Annotated in this window: 24 protein-coding genes; 12 read left to right on the top strand and 12 right to left on the bottom strand. The window is 71.6% G+C overall.

What is annotated here, in order from left to right; translation table 11 throughout:
- Positions 1-142: 142 nt before the first annotated feature.
- A complete protein-coding gene (locus ACIPYQ_RS11765; RefSeq protein ID WP_401249078.1) occupies positions 143-1,243 on the top strand; it encodes a substrate-binding domain-containing protein in 1,101 nt (366 codons plus the stop codon).
- Between the two features lie 71 nt (positions 1,244-1,314).
- Here ACIPYQ_RS11765 and ACIPYQ_RS11760 read toward each other — a convergent pair whose 3' ends face one another.
- Positions 1,315-2,274 (bottom strand): MerR family transcriptional regulator, encoded by a 960-nt coding sequence (locus tag ACIPYQ_RS11760; RefSeq protein WP_401249075.1) that lies wholly within the window; start codon positions 2,272-2,274, stop codon positions 1,315-1,317.
- Positions 2,275-2,307: 33 nt separating this feature from the next.
- Complete coding sequence (locus tag ACIPYQ_RS11755) at positions 2,308-4,158, bottom strand: BCCT family transporter (RefSeq protein WP_401249380.1); 1,851 nt, start codon at positions 4,156-4,158, stop codon at positions 2,308-2,310.
- Positions 4,159-4,372: 214 nt separating this feature from the next.
- Between ACIPYQ_RS11755 and ACIPYQ_RS11750 the strand changes: the two genes are divergently transcribed.
- From ACIPYQ_RS11750 to ACIPYQ_RS11740, 3 genes are all read left to right on the top strand, one after another.
- On the top strand, positions 4,373-5,029 hold the full coding sequence (locus ACIPYQ_RS11750; RefSeq protein WP_401249072.1) for a DUF6461 domain-containing protein: 657 nt from the start codon (positions 4,373-4,375) through the stop codon (positions 5,027-5,029).
- Positions 5,030-5,599: 570 nt separating this feature from the next.
- A complete protein-coding gene (locus ACIPYQ_RS11745; RefSeq protein WP_401249069.1) occupies positions 5,600-6,028 on the top strand; it encodes a hypothetical protein in 429 nt (142 codons plus the stop codon).
- Between the two features lie 22 nt (positions 6,029-6,050).
- Complete coding sequence (locus ACIPYQ_RS11740; RefSeq protein ID WP_401249066.1) at positions 6,051-6,650, top strand: DUF4279 domain-containing protein; 600 nt, start codon at positions 6,051-6,053, stop codon at positions 6,648-6,650.
- Positions 6,651-6,759: 109 nt separating this feature from the next.
- Here ACIPYQ_RS11740 and ACIPYQ_RS11735 read toward each other — a convergent pair whose 3' ends face one another.
- Both ACIPYQ_RS11735 and ACIPYQ_RS11730 read right to left on the bottom strand, forming a co-directional pair.
- Positions 6,760-7,677: a hypothetical protein gene (locus tag ACIPYQ_RS11735; protein WP_401249063.1), complete on the bottom strand. Its 918-nt coding sequence runs from the start codon at positions 7,675-7,677 to the stop codon at positions 6,760-6,762.
- A 117-nt stretch (positions 7,678-7,794) separates the two neighbouring features.
- On the bottom strand, positions 7,795-8,733 hold the full coding sequence (locus ACIPYQ_RS11730) for an amidohydrolase family protein (RefSeq protein WP_361763173.1): 939 nt from the start codon (positions 8,731-8,733) through the stop codon (positions 7,795-7,797).
- 371 nt (positions 8,734-9,104) lie between these two features.
- Between ACIPYQ_RS11730 and ACIPYQ_RS11725 the strand changes: the two genes are divergently transcribed.
- Complete coding sequence (locus ACIPYQ_RS11725) at positions 9,105-10,064, top strand: MBL fold metallo-hydrolase (protein WP_401249059.1); 960 nt, start codon at positions 9,105-9,107, stop codon at positions 10,062-10,064.
- Between the two features lie 39 nt (positions 10,065-10,103).
- Here the strand turns inward: ACIPYQ_RS11725 and ACIPYQ_RS11720 are convergent, their stop codons facing one another.
- Positions 10,104-10,487 (bottom strand): hypothetical protein, encoded by a 384-nt coding sequence (locus ACIPYQ_RS11720; RefSeq protein WP_401249057.1) that lies wholly within the window; start codon positions 10,485-10,487, stop codon positions 10,104-10,106.
- 70 nt (positions 10,488-10,557) lie between these two features.
- A complete protein-coding gene (locus ACIPYQ_RS11715; RefSeq protein WP_401249055.1) occupies positions 10,558-11,289 on the bottom strand; it encodes a C40 family peptidase in 732 nt (243 codons plus the stop codon).
- A gap of 485 nt (positions 11,290-11,774) precedes the next feature.
- Between ACIPYQ_RS11715 and ACIPYQ_RS11710 the strand changes: the two genes are divergently transcribed.
- Entirely contained in the window at positions 11,775-12,566 is a 792-nt protein-coding gene (locus ACIPYQ_RS11710; RefSeq protein WP_401249053.1) for a rhomboid-like protein, read from the top strand.
- 67 nt (positions 12,567-12,633) lie between these two features.
- Here ACIPYQ_RS11710 and ACIPYQ_RS11705 read toward each other — a convergent pair whose 3' ends face one another.
- The 3 genes from ACIPYQ_RS11705 to ACIPYQ_RS11695 all read right to left on the bottom strand — a co-directional run bounded on the left by ACIPYQ_RS11705 (position 12,634) and on the right by ACIPYQ_RS11695 (position 14,812).
- Positions 12,634-13,131, bottom strand: coding sequence for a hypothetical protein (locus ACIPYQ_RS11705; protein WP_401249050.1), 498 nt, complete (start codon positions 13,129-13,131; stop codon positions 12,634-12,636).
- 84 nt (positions 13,132-13,215) lie between these two features.
- Positions 13,216-13,848, bottom strand: a complete 633-nt coding sequence (locus tag ACIPYQ_RS11700; RefSeq protein ID WP_401249047.1) for an NAD(P)-dependent oxidoreductase — start codon at positions 13,846-13,848, stop codon at positions 13,216-13,218.
- 283 nt (positions 13,849-14,131) lie between these two features.
- Positions 14,132-14,812, bottom strand: coding sequence for a 2-phosphosulfolactate phosphatase (locus tag ACIPYQ_RS11695; protein ID WP_401249040.1), 681 nt, complete (start codon positions 14,810-14,812; stop codon positions 14,132-14,134).
- A gap of 233 nt (positions 14,813-15,045) precedes the next feature.
- On the opposite strand from ACIPYQ_RS11695, the gene ACIPYQ_RS11690 reads away from it, so the two are divergent.
- Both ACIPYQ_RS11690 and ACIPYQ_RS11685 read left to right on the top strand, forming a co-directional pair.
- Positions 15,046-15,435: a hypothetical protein gene (locus ACIPYQ_RS11690; protein WP_401249039.1), complete on the top strand. Its 390-nt coding sequence runs from the start codon at positions 15,046-15,048 to the stop codon at positions 15,433-15,435.
- A gap of 307 nt (positions 15,436-15,742) precedes the next feature.
- Positions 15,743-16,048 (top strand): hypothetical protein, encoded by a 306-nt coding sequence (locus ACIPYQ_RS11685; protein ID WP_401249036.1) that lies wholly within the window; start codon positions 15,743-15,745, stop codon positions 16,046-16,048.
- Between the two features lie 105 nt (positions 16,049-16,153).
- On the opposite strand, the gene ACIPYQ_RS11680 is transcribed toward ACIPYQ_RS11685, so the two are convergent.
- Entirely contained in the window at positions 16,154-16,981 is an 828-nt protein-coding gene (locus ACIPYQ_RS11680; protein ID WP_401249033.1) for a sugar phosphate isomerase/epimerase family protein, read from the bottom strand.
- Positions 16,978-18,054, bottom strand: a complete 1,077-nt coding sequence (locus ACIPYQ_RS11675) for a LacI family DNA-binding transcriptional regulator (protein ID WP_401249031.1) — start codon at positions 18,052-18,054, stop codon at positions 16,978-16,980. The genes ACIPYQ_RS11680 and ACIPYQ_RS11675 overlap by 4 nt, the downstream gene beginning before the upstream one ends.
- A 172-nt stretch (positions 18,055-18,226) precedes the next feature.
- Here ACIPYQ_RS11675 and ACIPYQ_RS11670 point away from each other — a divergent pair, with 172 nt between their 5' ends.
- The 3 genes from ACIPYQ_RS11670 to ACIPYQ_RS11660 are packed head-to-tail and all read left to right on the top strand — an operon-like array spanning position 18,227 to position 21,362.
- Entirely contained in the window at positions 18,227-19,378 is a 1,152-nt protein-coding gene (locus ACIPYQ_RS11670) for a Gfo/Idh/MocA family protein (RefSeq protein WP_401249028.1), read from the top strand.
- Complete coding sequence (locus ACIPYQ_RS11665; RefSeq protein WP_401249025.1) at positions 19,375-20,532, top strand: dihydrodipicolinate synthase family protein; 1,158 nt, start codon at positions 19,375-19,377, stop codon at positions 20,530-20,532. The genes ACIPYQ_RS11670 and ACIPYQ_RS11665 overlap by 4 nt, the downstream gene beginning before the upstream one ends.
- Positions 20,529-21,362, top strand: a complete 834-nt coding sequence (locus tag ACIPYQ_RS11660; protein WP_401249022.1) for a sugar phosphate isomerase/epimerase family protein — start codon at positions 20,529-20,531, stop codon at positions 21,360-21,362. The genes ACIPYQ_RS11665 and ACIPYQ_RS11660 overlap by 4 nt, the downstream gene beginning before the upstream one ends.
- 25 nt (positions 21,363-21,387) lie before the next feature.
- Here the strand turns inward: ACIPYQ_RS11660 and ACIPYQ_RS11655 are convergent, their stop codons facing one another.
- Positions 21,388-22,281, bottom strand: coding sequence for a hypothetical protein (locus ACIPYQ_RS11655; RefSeq protein ID WP_401249019.1), 894 nt, complete (start codon positions 22,279-22,281; stop codon positions 21,388-21,390).
- A 114-nt stretch (positions 22,282-22,395) separates the two neighbouring features.
- On the opposite strand from ACIPYQ_RS11655, the gene ACIPYQ_RS11650 reads away from it, so the two are divergent.
- Positions 22,396-24,027 carry a N,N-dimethylformamidase beta subunit family domain-containing protein gene (locus ACIPYQ_RS11650; protein WP_401249016.1) on the top strand — a complete coding sequence of 544 codons (1,632 nt, stop codon included), beginning with the start codon at positions 22,396-22,398 and terminating at the stop codon, positions 24,025-24,027.
- Positions 24,028-24,139 lie beyond the last annotated feature (112 nt).

Here is a 24,139-nt window from a genome sequence, read left to right as displayed (position 1 = left end):
AGAAGTACGGAACGCCGCCGAATATATGAACGCGCCGTCCGAGCCGTCAATGACCAATTGATCGGATCCGATCGAATCGATCGATTCGATTCCCTATGATGTCGCCGACACCAGCCACTCCGGCGGACCGCAGGGGGACACCTTGAGAAGACACGTGAACCAGCGTCAGGCGCAGGTGCTCGAACTCGTCCGGGCGCGCGGCACCGTGCGCGTGGCGGACCTGGCCCGGGAGCTGGGCATCTCCCCCGTCACCCTGCGCCGGGACATCGAGGCGATGGCGGCGCGGGGCGAGATCCGGCGGATGCACGGGGGGATCAGCCGGGTGGAGCCGGGGCGGACTCCGGCTCCTTCGGCCGCTGCCCTCACCGGCGCGGGCGGAGGCGGTGGTGCCGCCGATGGCCTGGTGATCGGGATGGTGGTCCCGACCACCGAGTACTACTACGCCGATGTCGTGCGCGGGGCGCGCGAAGCGGTCGAGGCACGGGGGGCGCGGCTGACCGTCGGACTGACCCGGTACCTGGCGGGCGAGGACCGGACTCAGGCGGACCGGCTGCTGTCGACGGGGGCGCACGGGCTGCTGCTGACACCGAACTGGGAGGCCGGGTCGCCGGGGCCCGGTGAGGGCGCCTGGACAGCCGAACTCCCGGTTCCGACGGTACTGGTGGAGCGCTGGGCTCCGCCGGGGCATCCGGCGGCCTCGCTGGACCGCGTGGCCTCCGACCATGCGCACGGTGCGGCCCGCGCGGTGCAACACCTGGTGGAGCTGGGTCACCGGCGGATCGCCCTCGCCAGCCGGGCGACCCCGACCACGGCACGGCTGCGGGCCGGATACGAGGCCGCGGTGTCGGCGCTCGGACTGGAGCCGGCCCCGCCGTGGCCGCCGGCCGGCCCGGCCCCTGTCTCGGACGCGGACCTGTTCGCCCGGACGCTGGACTACCTCTGCGAGGCGGTGACGGCGGGCGGGGTGACCGCGGCCCTCGTCCACAGCGACACCGACGCGATCATGCTGATCCCGCGGCTCCAGGCGCGCGGAGTGCGGGTGCCGGAGGACCTGGCGGTGATCACGTACGACGACGAGGTGGCCGGCATGGCCGACGTCCCCCTCTCGGCCGTGGCACCGGCCAAGCACGAGGTGGGCGCGCGAGCGGCCGCCCTCCTCCTGGACCGCCTGTCGGCCGCCACCCCGGAGACCGCCCCCCGCCAGCACCTGGACCTCCTCCCCCTCCTGACGATCCGCTCGTGACCGAAGTCAGGCAGCCGTCCAGGGAACGCGGCAGGTGTGGGGAGCCGTTCCCTCTGGACACAAAGCCTTGATCATCGCGTCAGACCCTTGTGACGGTCGCGATCATTCGTGGCGAAGACGGTGGTGAACCAGGAGTGGACCGGAGCGAGTGTGGGTGAGGCGGGCCATCCGTTGACCGTCGCGAGGAGCTGCCAGTAGCGCGCGGCGTCCGGATCGGCGGTCGTCTGCAGGCGGGCGAGGAGCCAGCGGCGCAGATCGCTCGCGTCGGCACGCTCGAAGGCATGGGCGTAGAGGCTGGCCAGCGAGTCGGGGAGGGACGCTCCTCGGGCGTCGGCCGGCAGCAGGCCGGCGGATACGGCTTCATCGATGCGCTCACGCATCGCCTGGTCGAGGGCGTCGTGCAGCGTGCCGACGTCCTGCTGGGAGAGCTCTTCCGCCTGCTCCTCGGCAGTGCGGCGCAGCGTGACGCGTAAGCCGGCGTCCTGGCAGAGCCCGGCGAGTTCCACCCAGGCCTCCACCTGTTCGGGCGTGGGATCGTCGGGGAGCTCGGGCAGAGTGGACCGCATCAGGGTCACGAACTCGGGGTTGGCCCGGAGGCCTTCGAAGGCATCGTCGATGAAACCGGACACCAGGCGGCGTCGTTCGGCCTGGGAGAGCGTGGCGAGTCGGTGCATGAGGTCCATCTCCAGGGTGGTGGGGCCGCGTCTGGCGACCGCGCGGAGTACGGCACGGCGCAGGCGCAGCGTCTCGATCTGCACGTCCAGGGCGTTGGCGTGCGCTTCGGTGACTTCCGCGATGGATGCCTCCCGGTCCAGCACCTTGCGCACGGTCGCCAGATCCAGCCCGAGATCGCGCAGCGTGCGGACCAGGTCCAGGCGTGCGAGTGCGTCAGGGCCGTAGAGCCGGTAGCCCGCCGGGCTGCGGTCGGTCGGCGGGACGATGCCCTTGTCGGAATAGAACCGGATGGTCTTCACCGTCAGGCCGGTCCGGCGGGATAGTTCTCCGATGGAATGGAGCACGTCGCTGTCCATGCCCCCAGCTTGATGTCTCCCCCGGCGGGAGACTCAACCGGGCCCGGGAGCACGCCGCCCGGCGGGCGGGGCTCCCGGGTCTTCGCCGTCGCGGCCGTCCTTGCGTGCGGGGTCGTCCTTGCGGTCGCGGTCGTCCTTGCGTGCGCGGTCGTCCTTGCGTGCGCGGTCGTCCTTGCGTGCGCGGTCGTCCTTGCCTGCGCGGTCGTCCTTCGTTTCCCCCGGGACCTCGTCCTGCGCCGGGCCGATGCGGATCTCGAACCCGCCCGCGTACTTCTCGTGGCCCGCGATCACGGCTTCCTCCACCGCCTCCTCGGCGAGTTCGCCGCGGACGATCAGCGGGTCCCGGCGGAGGTCCCGCAAGAGGGCCCAGCACATGCCGATCATCACCAGGACGAACGGGGCCGCGACGAGGATCGTCAGGTGTTGCAGGCCCGCGAGGGCGTCGCCCTTGCCCTCGCCGACGAGCAGCATCACGGCCGCCACGCCACCGGTCACCACGCCCCAGAAGACGACGACGGACCGGGCGGGTTCGAAGGTGCCCTTCTGCGAGAGGGTGCCCATCACGATCGACGCCGCGTCGGCGCCGGAGACGAAGAAGATGCCGACCAGAATCATCACGAGCAGGCTCATCACGCCGGCGATCGGGAACTCCTGGAGCACGCCGAAGAGCTGTGCCTCGGGCGTGGTCGCGCCGGCGAGCTTTCCCTGCTCCTTCAGGCGCATGGCCGTACCGCCGAAGACGGCGAACCAGACCAGACTCACGGTGCTGGGCACCAGGATGACCCCGCCGACGAACTGACGGATCGTACGGCCCCGGCTGATGCGGGCGATGAACATGCCGACGAACGGCGTCCAGGAGATCCACCAGGCCCAGTAGAAGACCGTCCAGCTGCTGAGCCAGTCGGCGACGTCACCGCCGCCGGTGGACGCCTCGGTGCGGCCGATCAGCTGGGGCAGCTCCTCGAAGTACGCGGCGAGGGAGGTCGGGATCAGGTCGAGGACCAGGATGGTGGGACCGACGACGAACACGAAGACCGCCAGGATGACGGCCAGCACCATGTTGATGTTGGAGAGCCACTGGATGCCCTTCTCCACTCCGGAGACGGCGGAGAAGACGAAGCAGACGGTCAGCACGCCGATGATGGCGACGAGCAGCCCCGTCCCGGCCTTGCTCAGCCAGCCCACCTCGTGCATGCCGCTGCCGATCTGGAGCGCGCCGAGTCCCAGGGACGTGGCGGATCCGAACAGCGTGGCGAAGATCGCCAGGATGTCGATCACCCGGCCGGGAACGCCCTCGGCACGCTCCTTCCCGAGGAGCGGGACGAAGACAGCGCTGATCGTCTGCCGTCTGCGGCGCCGGAAGGTGCTGTACGCGATGGCCAGGCCGACCACCGCGTAGATGGCCCACGGGTGCAGCGTCCAGTGGAAGAGCGTGGTGGCGAGCGCCGTCTGCATGGCCTCCGCCGAGTCGGCGGGGTCGGTGCCCGGCGGCGGAGTGGTGTAGTGCGCGAGGGGTTCGCTGACGCCGTAGAACATCAAGCCGATGCCCATGCCTGCACTGAACATCATGGCTACCCAGGAGACGGTGCTGAACTCCGGCTTCTCGTGCTCCTGGCCCAGCTCGATCCGTCCGTACCGGCTGATGGCGAGCCAGAGCGCGAAGACGACGAACCCCGAGGCGGCCAGGACGAACGCCCAGCCGGCGTTGTGCATCAGGCCGTTCAGCAGGGTGTCGGAGACGCTCTCCAGCGAGCTGGTCGCCGTGACGCCCCAGATCACGAAACCCAAGGTCAGCACCGCGGTCACGCCGAAGACCACCCGGTCGGTGACGGCCGCCTCGTCCTCGTGCGGGTGGCGGCCGGGCAGGGCCGCCTTCACGGGCAGCCGCAGCCTTTGCCTCCGTTTGCGTTGCTCCTGGGACACAGGCGGCACCTTTCGCGATCATGGCCGGATTCGGCTTCTGATATCCCGTACCACGGCGCGCGCACCTGTCCCGGCATCAACAGGCGTCGAGCGGGCGCCCGCTGTGAGGCGGTAGGCCGCACGGGTGTCGAGGAGGAACGGCCTGGTGTCAGTGGGTGCTGGCAGGATGCGCTGCATGACCCGAGCCACCGCAGCCGACTACGGCTGGATACGTTCCTCGTCCTCCCTGTTCAAGCACGCGATGGAGGAGGCCGGGTACACCCTGACGCTGGTGCGGGGCCTCTCTCCGGCGCAACTGCTCGAGGTGGCGGGGGCCGAGCCGCGAGATGTGTGCGAGGGGGTCGGCGAACTGATCCAGGAGAACACGGAGATCGTGTTCGGGTACGAGGACTGGCCCGAGTCCTTCCTCGTGGGAGCGTTCACGGTGCCCGGCGAGGGAGGAAACTGGACGCTCGCCCTGGAGTTCGGCGGCGATCTGGGAACGCGGCCATCCATCATGGAGGCTCTCTCCGCCGGGACGCGGGCCGTCTCTCATTCGAGCAACGGGGGGAAGCCCATGGACTTCTTCCACTGGTACGAGGACGGGGAGTTGCGGACCACCTTCGAGTGGCCGGCGGACAGGACCGGCAGCACTCCCGATGAGCTGAACGCCGTGATGAGGGAGGTCGGTCTCAACCCGACGGGTGACGAGGACCCCGACGTAGACAGGAAGGCGGCGGTCTTCGCGCTGACCGAGCGCCTCACAGGCGTACGGGTCACCGAGGAACTGCTGGCGAATGCCGAGTACCAGACGGGCGAGGTGCCGGAGGAACCCGCCGGAGACTGGCTCTGACACCCAACGTACCGTCGGCCACTGACACTTCCGGGCTCCGGCACTGATCTCGTGGACCCGTTTACGCGTCGCGGTGCGCCGTGTCGGCTGCTGCAAGGCCTGGTCCGATGCTGCACGTGATCTTCTGGCCGGCACGGACGTCAACCGCCGTCTGCGGAAGGTCCCCGAGGTCCTGCTCAGGCCCGGCCCTGACCGCTCGGCACGGCCCGCCGCAACCGGAGCGGCGCCGCCCCCTCGCCGTGACCAGACTTCCCCCGCCCCGCCCGGGACGGGGGCCACCCCAACCCGAAGGCAACCCGTGAACCGCAAGCTGATACCGGCCGCCGCCGTCGCCACCTGCGCGGCAGCAGTCCTCGCCTTATTCGCCGGGCCCGTCAACGCCGACGACAGCCCCGGCCCCGTCCCCAGCGTCCAGCCGACGAGAGGGCCGTCCGCCGCACCGACCGCCCGCACCCCGGCAACACCCCCACCGGCCATCCCGGAGGCGGAGGCAGAGACGAAGGCGGCAACCCGAGCCCCCGCCCGACCGGCGGCGGGACCGCCACCCCCGTGCCCGGCTGCGCGCGCACCGTGCCCCAGCTCCCCACCCCCGAGAGCGTCCCCGGGTACGGCACCGTCACCGTCACGCTCTGCGCCACCGACCACCGCACCGGCCGTGGCAAGCTGTTCTTCACCTCCGCGTCCGACAGCAACGACCCTCTCACCTACCGCGTCACCCTGCGGTGGACGTACGAGGGCAAGCCCGAAGCCGGATGCGAAGGGTGCTGGTCCTCGGCACGCTACGAATACACCGAGGACGTCTACGTCAACGACGCCGTCTACGCCGAACCCCTCACCGTCCCGTTCGTCATCCAGCACCGCGGTGAACTGATCGGCGAGCAGCGGCCCGGCACCGGCGTGACCGTGGTCGACATCCAGCCCATGGAACCCGCCTGGCAGGACAACCCGAAGCTCGTCGGCCCGGTGCCCGGCGCCACGCAGCCGCCTCAGTCCTCCTGACGAGTTCGGCCTCTCCCACGTCATGAGCACGGTCGGCACGCACCAGATCCCTCCCGATACGATGTGCTGGACGGCAGAACGCAGGCGCTCGTACCCAACGCCTCGGACCGATCACTCTCGTGAGCAAGGACGGCAGGATCGTGGTTCCGACGAACGACAGGCGCCGGACATGAGCGCGTTCCGCATGTACTTGAGAGTCGTCAGCGAGTCCTTGCAGCCGGAGGAAATCTCCAGGAGGCTGGGCGCGGAACCCGACGAGTCCACGTCCATCGGAAGCCGCAGGCGCCCGCAGTTGCCTCCGCGATCCCACTCGACCTGGATCCGGCGCGCAGACGCGCCGGAAGGCCCGGGCAGGCCGGAGGACTTGGAGCCGGCGGTCCTCGGGTGGGGCACGGATCTCGCCACGGCCCTCGGGCGACTCGCCGACGCGGGGGAGGCATCCGTCTTCCTGGAGATCGTCCAGGAGATCCGGGACCTCGACGACCCACAGCAGAAGGGCATTGCCCTCAGCGCCGACCTGATGTCCTGGTTGGGTGCGGCCCGGGCATCGCTGGACATCGATCAGTACGTCTATCACGAATGCGGCGACGAGCCGGGCGGTGTCAGCCCGTCGGCACCGTAGCCGCCGCATCCGTCAGGGGATCCCGACGCCCCGGCTCGTTACCAGCACCGCAACGCTCGCTGCTGGGGCCGACCGACCTGCTCGCGGAGGTTCCTGCGGGCAGGCTCGCTCAGAAGGCATGGCTGACGGCCTCGTCCCGCATCAGCGTCTCCAACTCCGTGTCCGACAGTGGGTGCAGCGTGTCCAGGATTCGGCGCAGCCCGGATTCGTCGAGGGTCTGGCTGCTGACCTCGACCTCCTCGTTCCCGTGGCGGCGGGTGAGCGTGATCTGGCGGGTGGCGTCGCGGACGGCGCGCATCTCGCCGTGCGCATCGACCGTGCAGGTCACTGCCTCGTCAGCGGGTTCGGGGCACCTCGGCATCGGCGTGAGTCCCGAACGCACCACCAGACCCACGTACCCGAACTCGGTCCCTTCCCGGACGGGGCGGTAGTCAACGATGAAGGCAGCGGGTTCGATCTGGACATGGGACACCCGCATCCCCGGCGGCGCGTCGCCCAGGTACAGCAGCTGCGGACGTTCCCGGTAGCGGGCGACCTGCGCTTCGTGCCGGCGTTCCTGTGCCTGTGCCGGGCCGGCGAAGCCCCCGTACGCCACTGCGGCCGCCAGCGCGGCCAGCGCCCCCACCCGTACCCACCGGTCGGGCACGAAGAGCGCCGCGGCCACCGCGTACGGCACCCCCGTCAGGGCGATCCGGGCACCGGCGCTCCCCAGGGGAACGTCCGCGTTGTAGGCAGCCAGGCCCGCCGCTACGCCCAGCGTTCCGAGGACAAAGACCAGTGCTGCCCAGCCGAGGCGCCCACGCAGGGATCCGCACATGGGGACCACGGTCCGTGCCGGTATGCCCGCCGTGGCCAGCAGACCCACCGTCAGGGGAAACCCCAACGCGAAGACCGGCACCAGCCCACCGGCCCCGCCGTCCCAGGCCGCGAACAGCAGCGTTACGCCGAGCATCGGCACCAGGGCCGCCATCATCGCCCAGACCAGTAAGAGATGAAGGGCCGTCAGCGCCCCTCTGCCATGTTTCATGGCGCGGATCGTGTCAGGCAGCGCCGTGTCGCACATGAGTACTCATACTCAGAACCGCGCGGCCTGTGTCGAGCCCGTCGCCAGGGCCCGTCTCGTCGACGGCAGGGCGGCAGGCGGTCAGGCCCGTGCGAGACGGGGGAAGAGGAACTCGGCGTTGCCTCGGTGGATCGAGTGGAGCTGCCCGTCCTCCCAGTGCGGGTAACCGTCCAGCCCGTCGTCGAATCCGCTGCACCATTCCTCGGGCACCATGGGGAAGTCGCTGCCGTACAGCACGTGTCCGGGCTCGGCGAAGGCAAGGAGCGAGGGCAGCGAGGCGGGGCCCGCGCAGAACGCGGTGTCGAAGTAGAAGCGCCTCAGCTCGGCCAGCAGGTCCTCGGGAGAGGCGCCCGGACGCAGCCGGGCTGCGGCGGCGAAGCGGTGGGCGGCGTACGGCAGGAAGCCGCCCGCGTGGGGAAGGATCATCTTCAGCCCGGGATACCTGCCCGGGACACCGGCGACGGCCAGGTGCAGGGCGGTACGGGCGGTGTCGTACGGGAAGTCCACCAGCGGGCTGGGCAGGCCCGGGACCATCGCACCGGGCGGCGCGGTGGGGTGGACGAGGACCACCGCCCCGCGCGCGTCCAGCTCGGCCCAGAGCGGCTCGAACTCCGGGTCTCCGAGGTAGCGCCCGTGGGCGTTGGACAAGACCATCACGCCGTCGGCGCCCAGCTCGTCCAGGGCGTGGGCGGCTTCTTCGAGCGCTCCGTCCACGTCCGGCAGCGGGAGGACGGCGAAGTTGCCGAACCGGTCGGGCCGGTCCTTCACCAGCTCTGCGGTGAACTCGTTCACGTCCCGGGCCGAGGCCCGAGCCCCCTCGAGATCACCGGGAGCCCCGAGCGGAGCGGCGTACGAGAGGATGCCGGTGGCGATCGAACGGCGGTCCATCATCGCGATCGCGCTCTGCCAGTCCCAGGCGGGCACCGGCCAGCCGAGGGCAGCGGCCCGGTCGGCGATCGCGCGGCTGCGGTCGGGCGGGATCACGTGCTGATGGACGTCGATCCGTGCGTGTTCGTTCATTCCGGTCCTCGTCTCCTCCCACCGATACCCGGTGCGGCTGGTGCGGCCGGTGCGGCCGGTGCACGGGAACGCGGCGGGCCGGCGGCAACCCATAAGACTCCACGGACGCCGACGGCCGCCAGCACACTCGAACGCCGCCCGGGCCGGTCCACCCGTCCGGCCGAACGCCGAGGGATTCCGTCAGCCGGTCCGTCCTAGGAGGGGTGGCCCACCGGTAGCGGGCGCGACAGGCAGCAGACCACGGCCCGGCCTGCACGCCCGATGGCGATCCTCTCGGCATGTCGCGCGCCGCGAAAACCACGGGCCGCCCCCGCACACCGCCCGCTACGATCGGCCCCTCACCCGATCACGGCGGTCCGACGGAGGCACCGATGACCCTGGCCCCTGCGCGGACGCCCGCCCACCCCGAGCGGCTGGAGCGAGGACACCCGTTCCGCCAGTGGAAGACCTGGCGGATACCCGGTACCGAGCTCACCCTCACCGGGTACTCGCGCGCCAACGACAAGACGTTCTTCCACATCCCGGAGTTGCGCTGCGCGCTCGACGCCGGACTGGCGGAAGGGCGTCAGCCCGAGACCGTCTTCCTCACCCACACCCACCACGACCACTCCAAGGACCTCGACTACCTCGCCGCCCGGCCCGACGGTGTCGACATCCACCTGCCCGCCGCATCGGCGCCCTACGTGGAAACCTTCCTGCGGGCCTCCGCCGAGCTGAACCACGGCCCCGCCTACGACCCCGCGCTCGCCGCGGGCTGCCGGCTGCACGGGGTACGCGGTGGCGACGAGTTCGCCTTCGGACGCCGCGGCCATCACGTGCGGGTGGTGGAGTGCGTCCACAAGGTGCCGTGCGTGGGGTACGCGTTCTCCGAGCGCCGCAAGGCACTGCTGCCCGAGTACGAGGAACTGCGGCGCGGCCTCGCGGAACAGGGCCGGGGTGCGGAGTTCGGCCGTATCCTCGCGCAGCGCCGCAAGGAGGGCGCCGAGGTCGAACGAGAGCTGCTCAGGCCGCTGTTCGCCTTCCTCGGGGACACCCACGTGAGCGTGTTCGAGGACAATCCGTGGCTGTTCGCGTACCCGGTGATCATCACCGAGTGCACGTTCCTCGACGACGCCGAGCTGGCCCGGGCCGACCGGGTCGGACACACCGTGTGGAGCCGCTTGAAGCCCGTCGTCGAGGCCCACCCGGACACCCTCTTCGTCCTCACCCACTTCAGCCTGCGCCATTCGGACCAGGACGTGCTCGACTTCTTCCGCGACGAGCGGCCCGACAACGTGCTGCTGTGGGCGCACCCGGAGAGCCGACTGCCCGAACAGCACCAGCAGGGCTGACGGGGCACCCGGTCGGCAGCGGCCCTCAACGCCTCAGCCTCAGCACTCGCGCAGGCCCGGCGCCGGGTCGACCGACGTGTGGACGTCCACGGCCGCGACGTTGCCCCACTGGCCGTTGTCCAACTGGGTCCAGTACCAGACGTTGTTGCCGCCGCCGTGCTGGTCGCCGCGGCCCCAGCACTGGAACCAGCTGGGGCTCGTGTTCAGCGGCCCCCGCACCGCGGAGTTGTACCGGCGGTGCTCGTAGCCCTTGGCGCCGACCCGATTGCCGCACCACAGCCTGCCGTCGGCGCGGACGCCGCATTCGGCGGCCGCGCTCGTCCCGGTGGCGGGCGTCGCCGCGGCGGGCCCGGTCACGGTGGCCATGCCGCCCGCCAGTGCGGCGGTGGCGAGCCCCAGGGCGATCTTCCTGCCTGCGTACATGCTTCCTCCTCGGAAGGGCCCCCTCGGGAGCCGGGTGTTGGGTGTGCGTGATCAGAGGTGCGGATGGTGCTCAGGTGCAGGTGCGTACGCCGTCCAGCCAGGCGGGGCCCTTGATGTAGATGTTGGTGATCCACGCCCCGTACTCGGGCAGGTAGGACCAGGCGTCGTTGGTGTAGCCCTCCGCGGTCACCGGTTCGGCGTGCTTCTGGCACTCGATGCGCACGGTGGTCGGGCCGGGGAACCGATGGACCCGCGGGCTGGTGGTGGACGGCTCCTTGTGGGTCCACACGTCCGTGCCCCACGTGCTGAACGTGCCGGGTGCCGCCGCCGGTGCGATGCGGACCGCTCCCGCGTAGTCCCCGCCCAGCCGTACGTCGCTGACGGTGATCCGGGTGCCCGATTCCCGGGCCTCGACCATCTTCCCCGCGCCCAGGTAGATCGCGATGTGGTGGACGGATCCCCCCGACCCCCACGCCAGCAGGTCCCCCGGGAGCAGCGGCCCGGTCCCCTGGGCGGCCGTGAAACGCTGGTTCACCTGCGGCGAATGGAACTGGTGGTACGCGTTGCCGGACAGCGGGTCCCCGCCGGCCGCACGGGCGTAGGCGTAGCGGACCAGTCCGGAGCAGTCGAAGCCCAGCCGCTCCGGGTCGTGTGCGCTGTCCGGGTCGCTGGGGTCGACCTGACCGTACGTCGGCCCCGGCTGCGGCCCGTGGCCGCCGCCCCAGGTGTACCAGACGCCGATCTGTTCGCACGCGGCTCCTACGGCCCTCTCGGCCACCGCGGAGGCGCCGGGGGCGAGCACGCCGCACTCCCCCGCCGCCTTTGGTGCCGTAGCCGCCGTAGCCGCCGTGGCGCTGTGGGCACCTCCCCCCGCGGCCAGGAGGGTGAGCACCGCCACTGCCGCCACCGCCGTTCTGCGCATTGCCATGTCCGGTCCCCCGTCTCTGCCACGCGGTGTCCCGCGGGTCGTCGTACTCGTCGTGTGTATGCGCGGCAGGCTCGTCGTTCGGAGCACGTACCGGCCCTCCGTCGGGCACTCCGAGACTGTGCCCCGGCACCCCTGCGTGTCGAGGAAGCGCGCGTCGCCCACTGCAACGGGCAACGGGAAACCTCCGGGAAACCCCCTCCCACCAGGCCCTTTGAGCATCCGTCAACAGGCCACTCGTGGGGCCTGAACCGACCGGGGGCGATACACCAGCTCATGAGCGGATGACGCGGCCCCGGTCGGGAACGGCTGCCGTCACCCGCCGATCCCCACCGTCGACTCGGCCTGGAGAATGCCTCGGTATGAACTCTCCGTCGCTGTGGGGTCCTCTGGGCAGGCCGCTCCGGGCCATACGGGCGTACCCGCGCCGTGCGCCGCTGACCCTCGCCTATGTCTGCCTGCTCCTCGCCAGCCATGCCTGGGTCGGCCACGGGCTGTCCGCCGATCGGGCGGCCACCGTGTTGGGCCACCTCAGCACCAACCTGGACAACCTGCAGGACCATCCGGTGTCCGCGCTGCTCGGCAGCGCGCTGTTCTTCGACGGCACGCTCACGGATGTCGCCTCGACCGGCTTCGTGGGTACCTTGATCACCTTGGGCCTCGGTGTCTGCTGCTGCCTGGCCTGGGTCGAGCACCGGTGGGGAAAGGCGCGCGCCGCAGCCGTGTTCCTCGTCGGGCATGTCGCGGCCACCCTGCTCACCGCTGTCGTCATCACCGTCGCACTGCGGCACGGCTGGTATCCGGCGGCCGTACGGCACGCCTTGGACTACGGGGTCAGCTACGGCGCCCAGACCGTGCTGGCGATCGGCACACTCGCCCTGCCGCGCCGGGGCCGCCTCCCCTGGGCCGCCTTCGTTCTCGCATGGCCCCTCGGCGGTGCCGACTGGACCGGGCCGCTGCCGGACTTCACCACGATCGGCCATCTCATGGCGGCGGCCCTCGGCTTCGGGCTGTTGGGTGTCCCCGCGTTCAGACGGCGACGGGTCCGCGCTGCCGGGCCGTCCCCCGCCGCGAGCGACTTCGGGCTGCCTCGAGGCCCCGTACCGGAATCCACGTCACCGGCAGCCGGAACGGAGACACCTCCGTCGGTCTGAGCTCCGGCGACGACGAAAGGCGCTTGGGGGTGCGAGGACACGGTGAGCACGAGCAGCAACGTGCGGCCTATGCGCCGGGCGGCGTCCATCGCTTGATGATGTCGGGCTGAGCGTGCGGTGCCGGCCAGGCTTGTATCCGGATCTCTTCCATGTCTTCGGGCTCGTCGTCGCAGTCGGAGTCGGGGAAGGCCGCGGCTTCGAGGTTCCGCCGAGACGTCCGTATGCGGGTCCACCCGGCGGGCATGTCGAAGCGTGCCGCGTCGGGGATGTAGTCGGTGCAGCCCAGCACGACGAGGCGCCCCGAGGCCAGGTTGAGGCTTGCCTCGACGACGTGGTCGAAGGCGTCGCTGTCATCGTCCGGCCGGCCCGGGAGGAGGTCGATGGTGACGTCGACGGTCACGTTGACAGCCGTGCCGATGGCCAGGGCGTGCTCGTCGACGCCGATCCCGTCCAGGACGGCCTGTTCGGTCCACACGTCGCCGATGCCGCTCTCGGTCGCCTCGGAGTCGTCGTCCATGACGTAGATCTGGAAGTAGTCCGCGAAGAGCTCAAGGTTTGTCGCCACGGAGGCATCATCGCGGCTCCCTGGTGAGGGCCGGGTGGCGGGGCGTGGCTGGTGCCGGGTGAGGCCGCTGACCGGGCGATCCGGTCAGCGCGTGAGGATGACGCGCCGGCGGACCCATCGGTCGCTGGTCGCGGCGGAGAGCAGGAAGTCCGCGACGTCTGCACGGTTGATCCTCCCTCCGACGCGTCCTTGGGTTCCGTCCAGCGGGATCGTCTTGTAGCCGGACGTGGTCGGGCCGTTGGCGAACATCACGGGCAGGGCGATGGTCCAGTCGCGGTCGCTGCGGGCGATGGTCTCATCGGCGATGCCCTTGTCCGCCATGAGCCTGCCCATCACCAGCTTCGACGCCCCGGCCTGGAAGAGGGACTGGCGCCGGGCGGATTCGCCCGAGCCGAGGGCCGAGAGCCAGACGAGTCGCTCCACGCCGGCCGCGGCCATGGCCTCCAGGACGGGACCGGCGGTGCGGGTGGCGAGGGTGGACTTGTAGTCCTTGCCCGGTCCCAGGGCACAGATGAGGGCCTGGCTGCCCCGAGCCGCCTCTTCGACGTCCGCGGCGGAGGCGGCGTCGCCGATGACGACGGTGACGCGTTCCTCGTCGCGCTGCGGCAGCCGGGCCGCGTCACGGACGAGCGCGGTGACCCGGTGCCCGGCTGCGAGGGCCTGCTGGAGTACGTGCTGGCCGATGGGGCCCGTGGCTCCGAGGACGGTGAGCTGCATGATCGACCCTCTTTCTGTGTGCGGGCTGCCCCTTCGCGCCAGGCGCGGCAGGAAGAGCCCCGCATGGCTCGGCGCACCCGCCCGGAGGGGACGGCCCGTCACGGGGGCGTCCGTACACGACGGACCGCGGCGGCGGCACACGACGTCGAGCACCATCGGGCCCCCGCCGCCGGAAGCGTGACGCGCAAGACGCCCCAGGCCGGACCGGTCGCGAGCCTAGCGGCGCAACACTCCGCGTCGAAGCTGAACACGTCGCGCGGCGCCAATCGGAGGCGATTGCTGCTCAGCCGGCTTCTCCCCATGGACGCAGGACCATGAGTGAGTCTTCCAAGGTCGCCACCATGGCGAAGGGGAACCGGTCGACCTCAAGACAGAGCGCAACGTCGTCAGGGTGGACCCCTTGACGCACGCACTCCGCGAGCTCGGCGGCGGCGCGCGAATCGGCAGCGCGGCGGAGGAACTCGGCTGGATCCGTCCCAGCCCCGGTGGCCCTCCGGGCGATGTACTGAGCGCACGCCAGATCTTCGTCGGCCCGCCCGTCTTCGCCAGTGACCACGAACGTGACACTCCGGCTCTTGCGCGTCCGCAAGAGCCGAGCCGTTGCCTCCGCCACCACGAAGCCGGCACACAGCACCAGCGACGCGTCCTTGACCGCGAGGGCGCCGACCGTTCCTGCCGTGGTCTTCTGCACGACGGTCCGTCCGCCAAGGTCAACAGAGCGAAGCAGGCCCGGCGAGTTGACCAAGTCGAACCCGGGCGCGGGCGGACCGTCCTTGAGCGCCACCCAATCAGGGTGGCGGGCTTTGAGCGCCCGGGCTTCGTCCAGCGACTCAGCAAGAACGATCTTTTCAGCCCCCTGGGCAAAGGCCCAGGCAGCCACGGTGAAAGCACGCATGACGTCGACCACGACCGCCACGGAGGGGGCTTCGGACAGATCGGCTATACCAAGGAATCGAGTCTCCATTCTGGTCATGATCGCTCATGCCCGACCCGAGCACCCGAAGTCGAAGACGAATGACCTGCTCCTGAGGATCGTCGTCGTCTTTGTCCTGGGCGCCCGCGCGCCGATTGCCGTGCGTACTGCGCGATATCGCCTGCCGCCTTCCGGATGACTGCGGGACGGACATCACGGCCTCATGTGCTGCCGCCCTCGGCGGCAACCACTGGGACCACCGCTCGACTGACACACTGAGTCTCGTGACCAAATCGCATGCGTCGTCGAACCCGCGGTGCCGGGACGACAGGTCCTACCTCTCCCTCTGCTCCAAAGACTCGATCCTGTCGATCGGGTCCGTTGGTTCAGTGCTGTCGATCGGCTCGGTCGGTTCGGTGCTGTCGATCGGCTCGGTGGGCTCAGCCCTCTCCGCCGCATCCATCGGCTCCTCCCTCTCGCTGCTCTCCGCCGGCTCCTGGCTCAGCACGGGCTCGCTGCTGTCCGCACGGTCCCGCTGGTCGGTGCTCTCCTGGCGCTCACGCGACGGATTCATGACGGCGGGTGTCCTCACCGCGGCCACCGCCGCCCTCGCCCTGCACGCCATGCACCGCCGAGGCCGGGGCGATGGCGCCGCTGGCGGGACGATCGGCTGACCTGTCGCCCGTTCGACTTCACCGTCTCCTCGAAGCTGCATCCGGGGTAACGAAGGCGCTCCGCCCCTGGCGGCACCTCACCGTTCCCCGGCTCGGCTCCCCGGCCCGGCACGTCAGAGCCTCCGGTTGCTCCCTCCGAGGGGTGGGTGCATCCTGCTTCGCGCCTGGACCCCGTGCAGGCCGGACGGGTGATTGTCGCAGCCGTCCCGTGCGGTCGGCGCGGGTTGCCGGCAGGGCCGTCTCAATTGTGCGAGGTTTTGAGGCGACATGTGCGCACTGCGCTGCTCATCTCACGGGAAGGGATTCGGTGCCCGCACCAGATCGTGTAGCGCGCGGCGAGTTCTCGTACGCCGTCATCGGGCTGGACGGCAAGCCGTTGCGCGTGAGTCTCGTGGACCCTCCGCGCGGGGAGTGCATCACGCTTCCCGAGGTCGCGGACCCGGGATCCTCCTCGCCCGCGTTCGCCCCGGCCAACAACACGGACGCGCTCGCGACCGCCTGGACGAACCCCGACTGCTCCGGCGAGTACGTCGTTCTCCAGCCGCATGGCGAACCTCAAACACGAGGGGAACTACGCTCGGTGCGCTTCGACTTGGCACAGGCGGACGAGTAGCCCCTGCAGCGGTCGATCACGTCCGCGCTCCAGGGAAGCGGCAGCTGCCGTACCTGCGCCGGGCCGCGGCGTCGGCACTGCGCCCGAGTCCGCTTCATCCGGCCGTCAAGGCCATCCCGAAGAACGGTCCTCAGGGCCGTCCTCCGGGGACTGTCGGGCCACCAGGCACTGCAGGTACTCCCGGCCCCGCGTGAGCTGTCCGGGCAGGTCGGCGGCTTCCGGGTACCAGCGCTTCTCGTACTCCCAACAGAGCCAGCCGTCCGTCGGTGCCGCAGCAACCGCCTCGGAGAGGGGCAGGACTCCGGCGCCGAGACCGGTCGGGGTCAGGTCCTGCGCCGACCGTACGTCCTTCACCTGTACGTAGCCCAGGTGCGCGGCCAGGGCCCGCCGGGACTCGGCCGGGGGTTCCCCGCCGAGCCAGGTGTGCAGCACGTCCCACACGGCGCCGACGCCCGAGTGTGCGACGCGGTCGAGCACCCGGGCGGCCGCGGCGGCGGTGCGGTGCGAGTCGTGGGTCTCCAGCAGGAGCCGCACTCCGTGGTGCTCGGCGAACGGCGCCGCGCTCAGCAGGCGGCGCACGGCGTGGGCGTCGGCGTCGGCCTCGGTCAGGCCGGCCCCGCCGGGGAAGACCCGGACGTATGGGGCCTCCAGATCGGCGGCGAGGCGGACCAGGGCCCGCAGTTCGGCGAGGACCGGTTCGTCCGCGCCGGGGGCGGCCACCCTGGCGTAGCCCGCGACGGCCAGGACGGGGACCCCCGCGGCGGTGAGGGTCCGCAGTCCAGCGGTCCGCTCGGCGGCCGGACTGTCGGGGTGCAGGGGTTCCTCGGGGTGGGCGCGCAGTTCGAGGCCGTCGAACCCGTGGGAGGCCGCGAGGGCCGCACTGTGGTCGAGCGTCACGCCGGGCAGGCCGAGTGTGGAGAAGGCGTACTTCACAGGCGGCCCCCCGCGGTCGGCGGCGGTGCGGTGGAGGCGCGGACCATCAGCTCGGTGGGCAGCGTGGTGATCCCGCCCGGCGGCTGCGGCCGGCGGCCGGTGACCAGTTGGGCGGCGAGCGCGCCGGCCTCGCGCAGGGGTACCCGGACGGTGGTGAGTGCGGGGGCGGTGTCCGCGCAGATGGGCAGGTCGTCGAAGCCGGCGACGGACACGTCCTCGGGGATCCGTATCCCCTCCTCGCGCAGGGCGGCGGCGACCCCGGTGGCAATGGTGTCGTTGGCGGCCGCGACTGCCGTGAACGGCGCCCCCTGACGCAGCAGTTCCCGCATGGCGTCGTAGCCGGCGGAACGCTCGAAGGCGGCATGCACGGTGAGGGACGCACAGGCTTCGGGGAGGCCGGGGTCGTGCCGCAGCAGGGCTGCGCGGTGTCCGGCGAGCCGCTCACGGGTGGTGCTCAGCCCCGGGGGGCCCGCGACGTAGGCGATCCGCCGGTGACCGAGTGTCAGCAGGTGCTCCGCGAGGCGGAAGGCCCCGCCGTGGTCGTCGAACATCACGGTGGTGACGGGCAGTCCGGCGGGCACGGGCAAGGGAGGCCGCCCGCACAGGACGACGGGAGCACCCCCACCGGCCATCCGGGCGATGCGGGCGGCGAGGGCGCCGGTGTGCTCGGGGTCCTCGACGGCGCCGCCGGTGAGGACGACCCCGCCGGCCCGCTGTCCCTCCAGCAGGGTGAGGTAGGCCAGTTCGGCCGCGGGATCACCTTCGGTGTTGCAGACGACGGCGAGGCGGCGGGCGCCCGTCCGGACGGTGGGCGCCAGGGATCCCTGCAGAGAGCCTGCGAGGATCCCGAAGAAGCTGTCCGCGACATCGTGGACGAGGACGCCGACGAGGTCGGAGGTGGCGGCCGCGAGCGCGCGGGCGGGGCCGTTGGCGATGTACCCGAGCTCCTCGACGGCGCGCTCGACCCGGGTCCGGGTGGCGCCGGCCACCGGGTATCCGCCGTTCAGTACGCGCGAGACCGTGGCGGGCGATACGCCCGCCTGCGCCGCGACCTCGGCGAGAGTCACCGCCATGCTGCACCCCTCCTTCTTCAGGACCCGGGTCATCGTCTCATCCGGTGTCTGTGTCTCCATACTCCCCGATTGAGAAAGCGCTTTCCATCACTCGAACGAGTGTTGCGCTGCCGATGCGCGCCGCCCTAGCCTGATCGAAGAGAAAGCGCTTTCTATCGATGGAGGGGGAACCATGGAACGCAGGACGATCAAGATCGCGATGAACGGCGTCACCGGGCGCATGGGGTACCGCCAGCATCTGGTCCGGTCGCTGCTCGCCCTGCGTGAACAGGGCGGCCTGGATCTCGGCGACGGCACGGTGCTGTGGCCCGAGCCGGTCCTCGTGGGACGCCGGGAGTCCGCCCTGCGGGCCATCGCCGAGCGGCACGGGCTGGAGCACATCGGCACGGACCTCACGGCCGTTCTGGCCGATCCGGAGGTCGAGATCTACTTCGACGCGCAGGTCACCGGCGCCCGTGAGGCGGCGATCCGCCAGGCCATAGGGGCGGGCAAGCACGTCTACTGCGAGAAGCCGACGGCACTGACCTTCGCGTCCTCGCTGGAGCTGGCGCGGCTGGCCGAGGCAGCCGGGATCAAGCACGGGGTGGTGCAGGACAAGCTGTTCCTGCCGGGGCTGCTGAAGCTCAGGCGGCTGATCGAGAGCGGCTTCTTCGGCGAGGTCCTGTCCGTGCGCGGAGAGTTCGGGTACTGGGTCTTCGAGGGTGACCAACAGACCGCGCAGCGGCCGTCCTGGAACTACCGGGCGCAGGACGGCGGAGGCATCGTCGCCGACATGTTCCCGCACTGGGAGTACCTCCTCCACGAACTCTTCGGCCGGGTCCGCACCGTTCAGGCCCTCACCCGCACGCACATCGGCCGCCGCTGGGACGAGGCGGGCAAGCCGTACGAGGCCACGGCCGACGACGCCGCGTACGGGATCTTCGAACTGGAGGGCGGCGCCGTCGCGCAGATCAATTCCTCCTGGGCGGTCCGGGTCCACCGTGACGAGCTGGTGGAGTTCCAGGTGGACGGCACGCACGGGTCGGCCGTGGCCGGGCTGCGCGGTTGCCGGATCCAGCACCGCGGGGCGACCCCGAAGCCCGTGTGGAATCCCGATCTGCCGCAGACCGAGGCCTTCCGCTCACAGTGGCAGGAGGTGCCGGACAACAGTCCCGCCGACAACGGCTTCAAGGCCCAGTGGGAGCTCTTCCTGAGACATGTCGTCCTCGGCGAGACCTGGTGGTGGGACCTGTTGGCCGGAGCGCGCGGGGTGCAGCTCGCCGAGCTGGGCCTGCGCTCCTCGGCCGAGGGCCGGCGGCTGCCGGTGCCGGAGGTGGCCCTGTGAGCATCCGGCTCCCCTCGGCCGACGGCGGGTTCCGCCCGCACCGGCCGAACACCGATCCGTTTCCGCCGCTCACCTGCGGCCCGGCCCGCAGTCGTACCTTCTACTCGGCCGCGCACGTGGTGGCCGATCCGCTCGCCGCGTCGGCCGAAGCCGGGCCGGTGGTCGACTGGGAGGCCACGCTGGCCTTCCGGCGCCGCCTGTGGGCCCAAGGGCTCGGGGTGGCCGAGGCCATGGACACCGCTCAGCGCGGTATGGGCCTGGACTGGCCCACGGCGGCGGAGCTGATCCGCCGTTCGGCGGCCGAGGCCCGGGCGGTGGGCGGCCGGATCGTCTGCGGCGCGGGCACCGACCAGCTCGCGGCAGGGCGGAGGTACTCCCTCGCCGAGATCACCGCGGCGTACGAGGAGCAGCTCGCGCACATCGAGGCCTGCGGGGCGGGAGCCGTCCTGATGGCGTCGCGGGCGCTGGCCGCCGCGGCTCACGGCTCCGAGGACTACCTGGAGGTGTACGGCGGCCTGCTCCGGCAGAGCGCCCGGCCGGTGGTACTGCACTGGCTGGGGCCGATGTTCGACCCGGCCCTGGCCGGGTACTGGGGCCACGCGGACCTCGACTCGGCCACGGACGTCTTCCTGAAGGTCATCGCTGATCGTCCGGAGAAGGTGGAGGGGATCAAGGTCTCTCTGCTGGACGCGGAGCGCGAGGTGGACATCCGGCGCCGGCTGCCGGCCGGCGTGCGCTGCTACACCGGGGATGACTTCCACTACCCCGAACTGATCGCCGGGGACGGGGAGATGGCCAGCGACGCCCTGCTGGGGATCTTCGACCCGATCGCCCCGGTCGCCGCCCGGGCCGCGATCGCCCTCGACCAGGGCGACATGGACGGCTTCCGGGAACTCCTGGATCCGACGGTCCCCCTGTCGATACATCTTTTCGCCCCGCCGACCCGCTTCTACAAGACGGGGGTGGTTCTGCTGGCGTGGCTGGCCGGGTACCAGGAACACTTCGCGATGGTGGGCGGTCTGCAGTCGGCCCGGTCGCTCCCGCATCTGGCGACCGCGTACGAACTGGCCGACGGACTGGGACTGTTCCCCGATCCCGAGCTCGCGGAGGACCGGATGCGCCGGCTCCTCGCCGTGTACGGGGTGTCGCCATGAGCGCGGCGCCGGCGCGGTTCAGCCTCAATCAGGAGACGGTCCGCCAGTGGTCCGTGCCCGAGCTGGTCGCCGGGTGCTCGGCGGCCGGAGTGGGCGCCGTCGGGCTCTGGCGCGGGCCCGTCCGGGGCTTCGGGGTGCGGGAGACGGCGAAGCTGGTCGCCGGGGCCGGGCTGCGCGTCAGCTCGCTGTGCCGCGGCGGGTTCTTCACCGCGGCCGATCCGGCCGGCCGGGCGGCCGCGCTCGACGACAACCGCCGGGCGGTGGAGGAGGCCGCCGAGCTGGACGCCGACACCCTGGTCCTGGTCTCGGGCGGGCTGCCCGCAGGTGACCGGGACCTGGCCGGGGCGCGCGGGCGCATAGCCGAGATCCTGGACGCGTTGGCGCCGTGGGCCGCCGCGCACGGGGTTCGGCTGGGGATCGAGCCGCTGCATCCGATGTTCGCCTCGGACCGCTGTGTGGTCTCCACCCTCGGCCAGGCCCTGGACATCGCCGAGCAGTTCCCGGCGGAGCAGGTGGGGGTGGTGGCCGACTCGTACCACCTGTGGTGGGACGAGCGGCTGCCCGCCGACCTGCTCCGGGCCGGCGGGGGCGGGCGCATCGTGTCCGTCCAGGTGGCCGACTGGGTGACCCCGCTTCCCGAGGGCGTGCTGCTGGGGCGCGGGCAGCTCGGCGACGGATCCATCGACCTGCGGGGCTTCCGGCAGCTGGCCGATGCGGCAGGCTACCGGGGCCCGGTGGAGGTGGAGATCTTCAGTCCGGCCCTGTGGGCCCGGGACGGCACGGAGGTGCTGAAAGAGGTGATCGAGCGCTACCGCGAGCACGTGGACTGAGCGGACGGGAAGAGCGGGTGGCGGATCAGCCCTCGTAGTCGTACTTCATGCCGATGCCCAGGGTGCTCTGGGTCGGGAGGATCCCGGCGCCGACGATGTCGAGGACCGGAGGGAGGAGGAGTTCCGTGAGCCGGGCCACTTCCTGAGGGCTCAGCGCCGACCAGGGGGCCGAGGCGAGTTCGTCGGTGAGCTTCTCGACGGCGGTGCGCAGCTCGAGTCCGGCCCCGGTGGCCGTGCCGTCCTCGGCCAGCAGGTTCCGGGCGGCGAGCCGGTCGCGGCCAGCGTTCCACTCCTCGGCGGACCACTGGCGGCTCTCGAACCACTCGGCCGGGGCGGCTCCGGCACCGGAGTGCAGGACCAGCGACTCGACCGGGTCGAGGTGGTGGGCCTGGAGGGCGGCGAGGTGGCCGTCCCCGCGGTGCTCGCGCAGGATCGTCGCCGCGTGCCAGAGCACGGCGTGCGGGGCGTCGGGCCAGGGCAGGGCTGCGTTGGCGGCGCCGAGCGGGCGGCCCGCCGTGACGGCGGACCCGGCGGCGCGCCGGGCGAGCCGCGCCGCCTCGGCCAGGTCCGGGGAGGCGGTCCGCTCGCCGAGGAGGGCCCGCAGGGAGCGGTCCGCGGCGACGGCCCGGGCCGCGAGTACCCGGGCCGGCGGGGCGGTGGTCCAGGTCTGCGCGAGGTACCGCTCCACCATGGTGGGGCTGAAGCTGAAGAAGTGGGCGTTCACGAGTTCCGCTGCGGCAGGGCCGAGAGGGGCGGCCCGGAAGGCGAAGTACATGGGCCACCGGTCGTCGGTGGCGTAGCCGAGCGCGCCGGCCTCCTCGTAGGCCTCGGGTGCGAAGTAGATGGTGGCGTGCACGGGTTCGAGCAGCTGCCACAGCTGCCGGACCGCACCCGGCGCATGTGCGTCGCTGTACGTCATATCGCTTTCCCCCAGGGTCGGTTGGTGCCCAATACGACAGGAGGTCAGCGTAGGTCAGGAGGGGCGCAGGGGGTGGTGAGGGTGGGGATCCAAGGGTGACATAACGTGCCCACCATGGATCAGGAGCACATAGCCGGGCCGGCCGGGGACGGCGAAGGCGCAGGCAGACGGCGGTTCCTCGCGATCGCGACGGGGGCGGCCACGGCTGCGGGGCTCGGTGCGGTGGCGGGCTGCGCGGGCGGGGACGGCGGTGCCGACGGGCAGGGCGGGGAGCGTACCGGCGGCCCCGCGGCGCCGGACGGGAAGCCGTCGGCGTCGGCGGGCGCGCACGGTTTCGACGTCAAGGCCGAGAACGCGAAGCAGGGCCATGCCGACTGGCCGGTGACCAAGGCCGGCCCGGCGCGTGCCATCGAGGGCTTCGCGGACAAGGTCAGCGTCCTGCCCGGCGAGTCCTTCGGTCTGCACGTGTCGACCACCGCGCCCCGGTTCACCGTCTCCGCCTACCGGATGGGCTGGTACGGCGGGGCCCGGGCCCGGCTGGTGTGGCGCTCCGAGGCCCTGCCGGGGGCGCGCCAGCCGGAGCACACGGTGGATCCGGGCACCCGGATGGTCCGTACGCGGTGGGCCCGTACCACCACGGTCGAGACCAAGGACTGGCCGGAGGGCTGCTACCTGCTGCGGCTCGACGCACAGGGCGGCGAGGGGCAGCGCTTCGTACCGGTGACCGTGCGGTCGGCGGCGACCGCCGGGCGTACGGTCGCGGTCAACGCGGTGGCCACCTGGCAGGCGTACAACCGGTGGGGCGGCTACGGCAGCTATGACGGACCCACCGGCGGCTACGCCTCGCGTTCGCTCTCCGTGTCCTTCGACCGACCGTACGAGTACGACGACGGCGCGGGCCTGTTCCTGGTGTACGAGGCCCCGCTGATCGCGCTGGCCGAGCGGCTCGGCATACCCCTCGCGTACGCGACGACCACTGACGTGGCGCGGGAGAAGCGGCTGCTGGAGGGTGCGGCGGCGGTGCTCTCGCTCGGGCACGACGAGTACTGGTCCCCGGAGCAGCGGGCCCACTTCACGGCAGCCCGCGACGCCGGCACCAACATCGCGATCCTGGGCGCGAACTGCTGCTTCCGCCGGATCCGGCTGGAGGCCTCCGACCTGGGGCCGGACCGTACGCTGGTCTGCTACAAGTCCTCCTACGACCAGGACCCCGGGTTCAAGCGGGGCCATCCGGCGACGGTGGACTTCCGTTCGGCGCCCGGGGCGGACCCGGAGAGCTCGTTGCTCGGCGTGATCTACGACGGCTATCCGGTGGACGCCCCGTACGTGGTGACCCATCCGGGCCACTGGCTGTTCGAAGGCACCGGCGCACGGTCCGGCGACCGCTTCGAGCACCTGGTCGGCGTGGAGTACGACAAGGTCAACACCGGTTTCCCGACGCCCCGGCCGATCGAGATACTGGCCCACTCACCCGTGGTGTGCGAGGGCCGCCCCAGTCACCAGGACACGGCGTACTACACGGTGGCGAGCGGGGCGGGGGTTTTCGCGACCGGCACGATGCGATGGGTGGAGGCCCTGGACGCGACGGGCGACGGCCGCAGCGGCGTCAACCACGGACTGGACGCACGCTCCGGGGCGCTGACCACCCGAGTGACGGAGAACCTCCTGCGGGCCTTCGCGGCGGGCCCGGCCGGCCGGTCGCACCCGGCACAGGACAACCTCAAGGCCGTGTACGGGGGTTCCTGAGACCGGTGGGGTCCCGGCGCAGCGGTGGAGCGGGGCGGGGAGGGAGGGGGTGGACTTAGTCCGGACGGGGTGCCTAGGATCGTGATCACGGCATCGCGTGTCGGTCACCGGC

Origin of the sequence: Streptomyces sp. NPDC090045, from assembly GCF_044747975.1 — a bacterium.
In the GTDB taxonomy this organism is placed as follows: domain Bacteria; phylum Actinomycetota; class Actinomycetes; order Streptomycetales; family Streptomycetaceae; genus Streptomyces.
The sequence above is the reverse complement of the archived record's forward strand: the minus strand, read 5'-3'. Positions and strand labels throughout refer to the sequence as shown.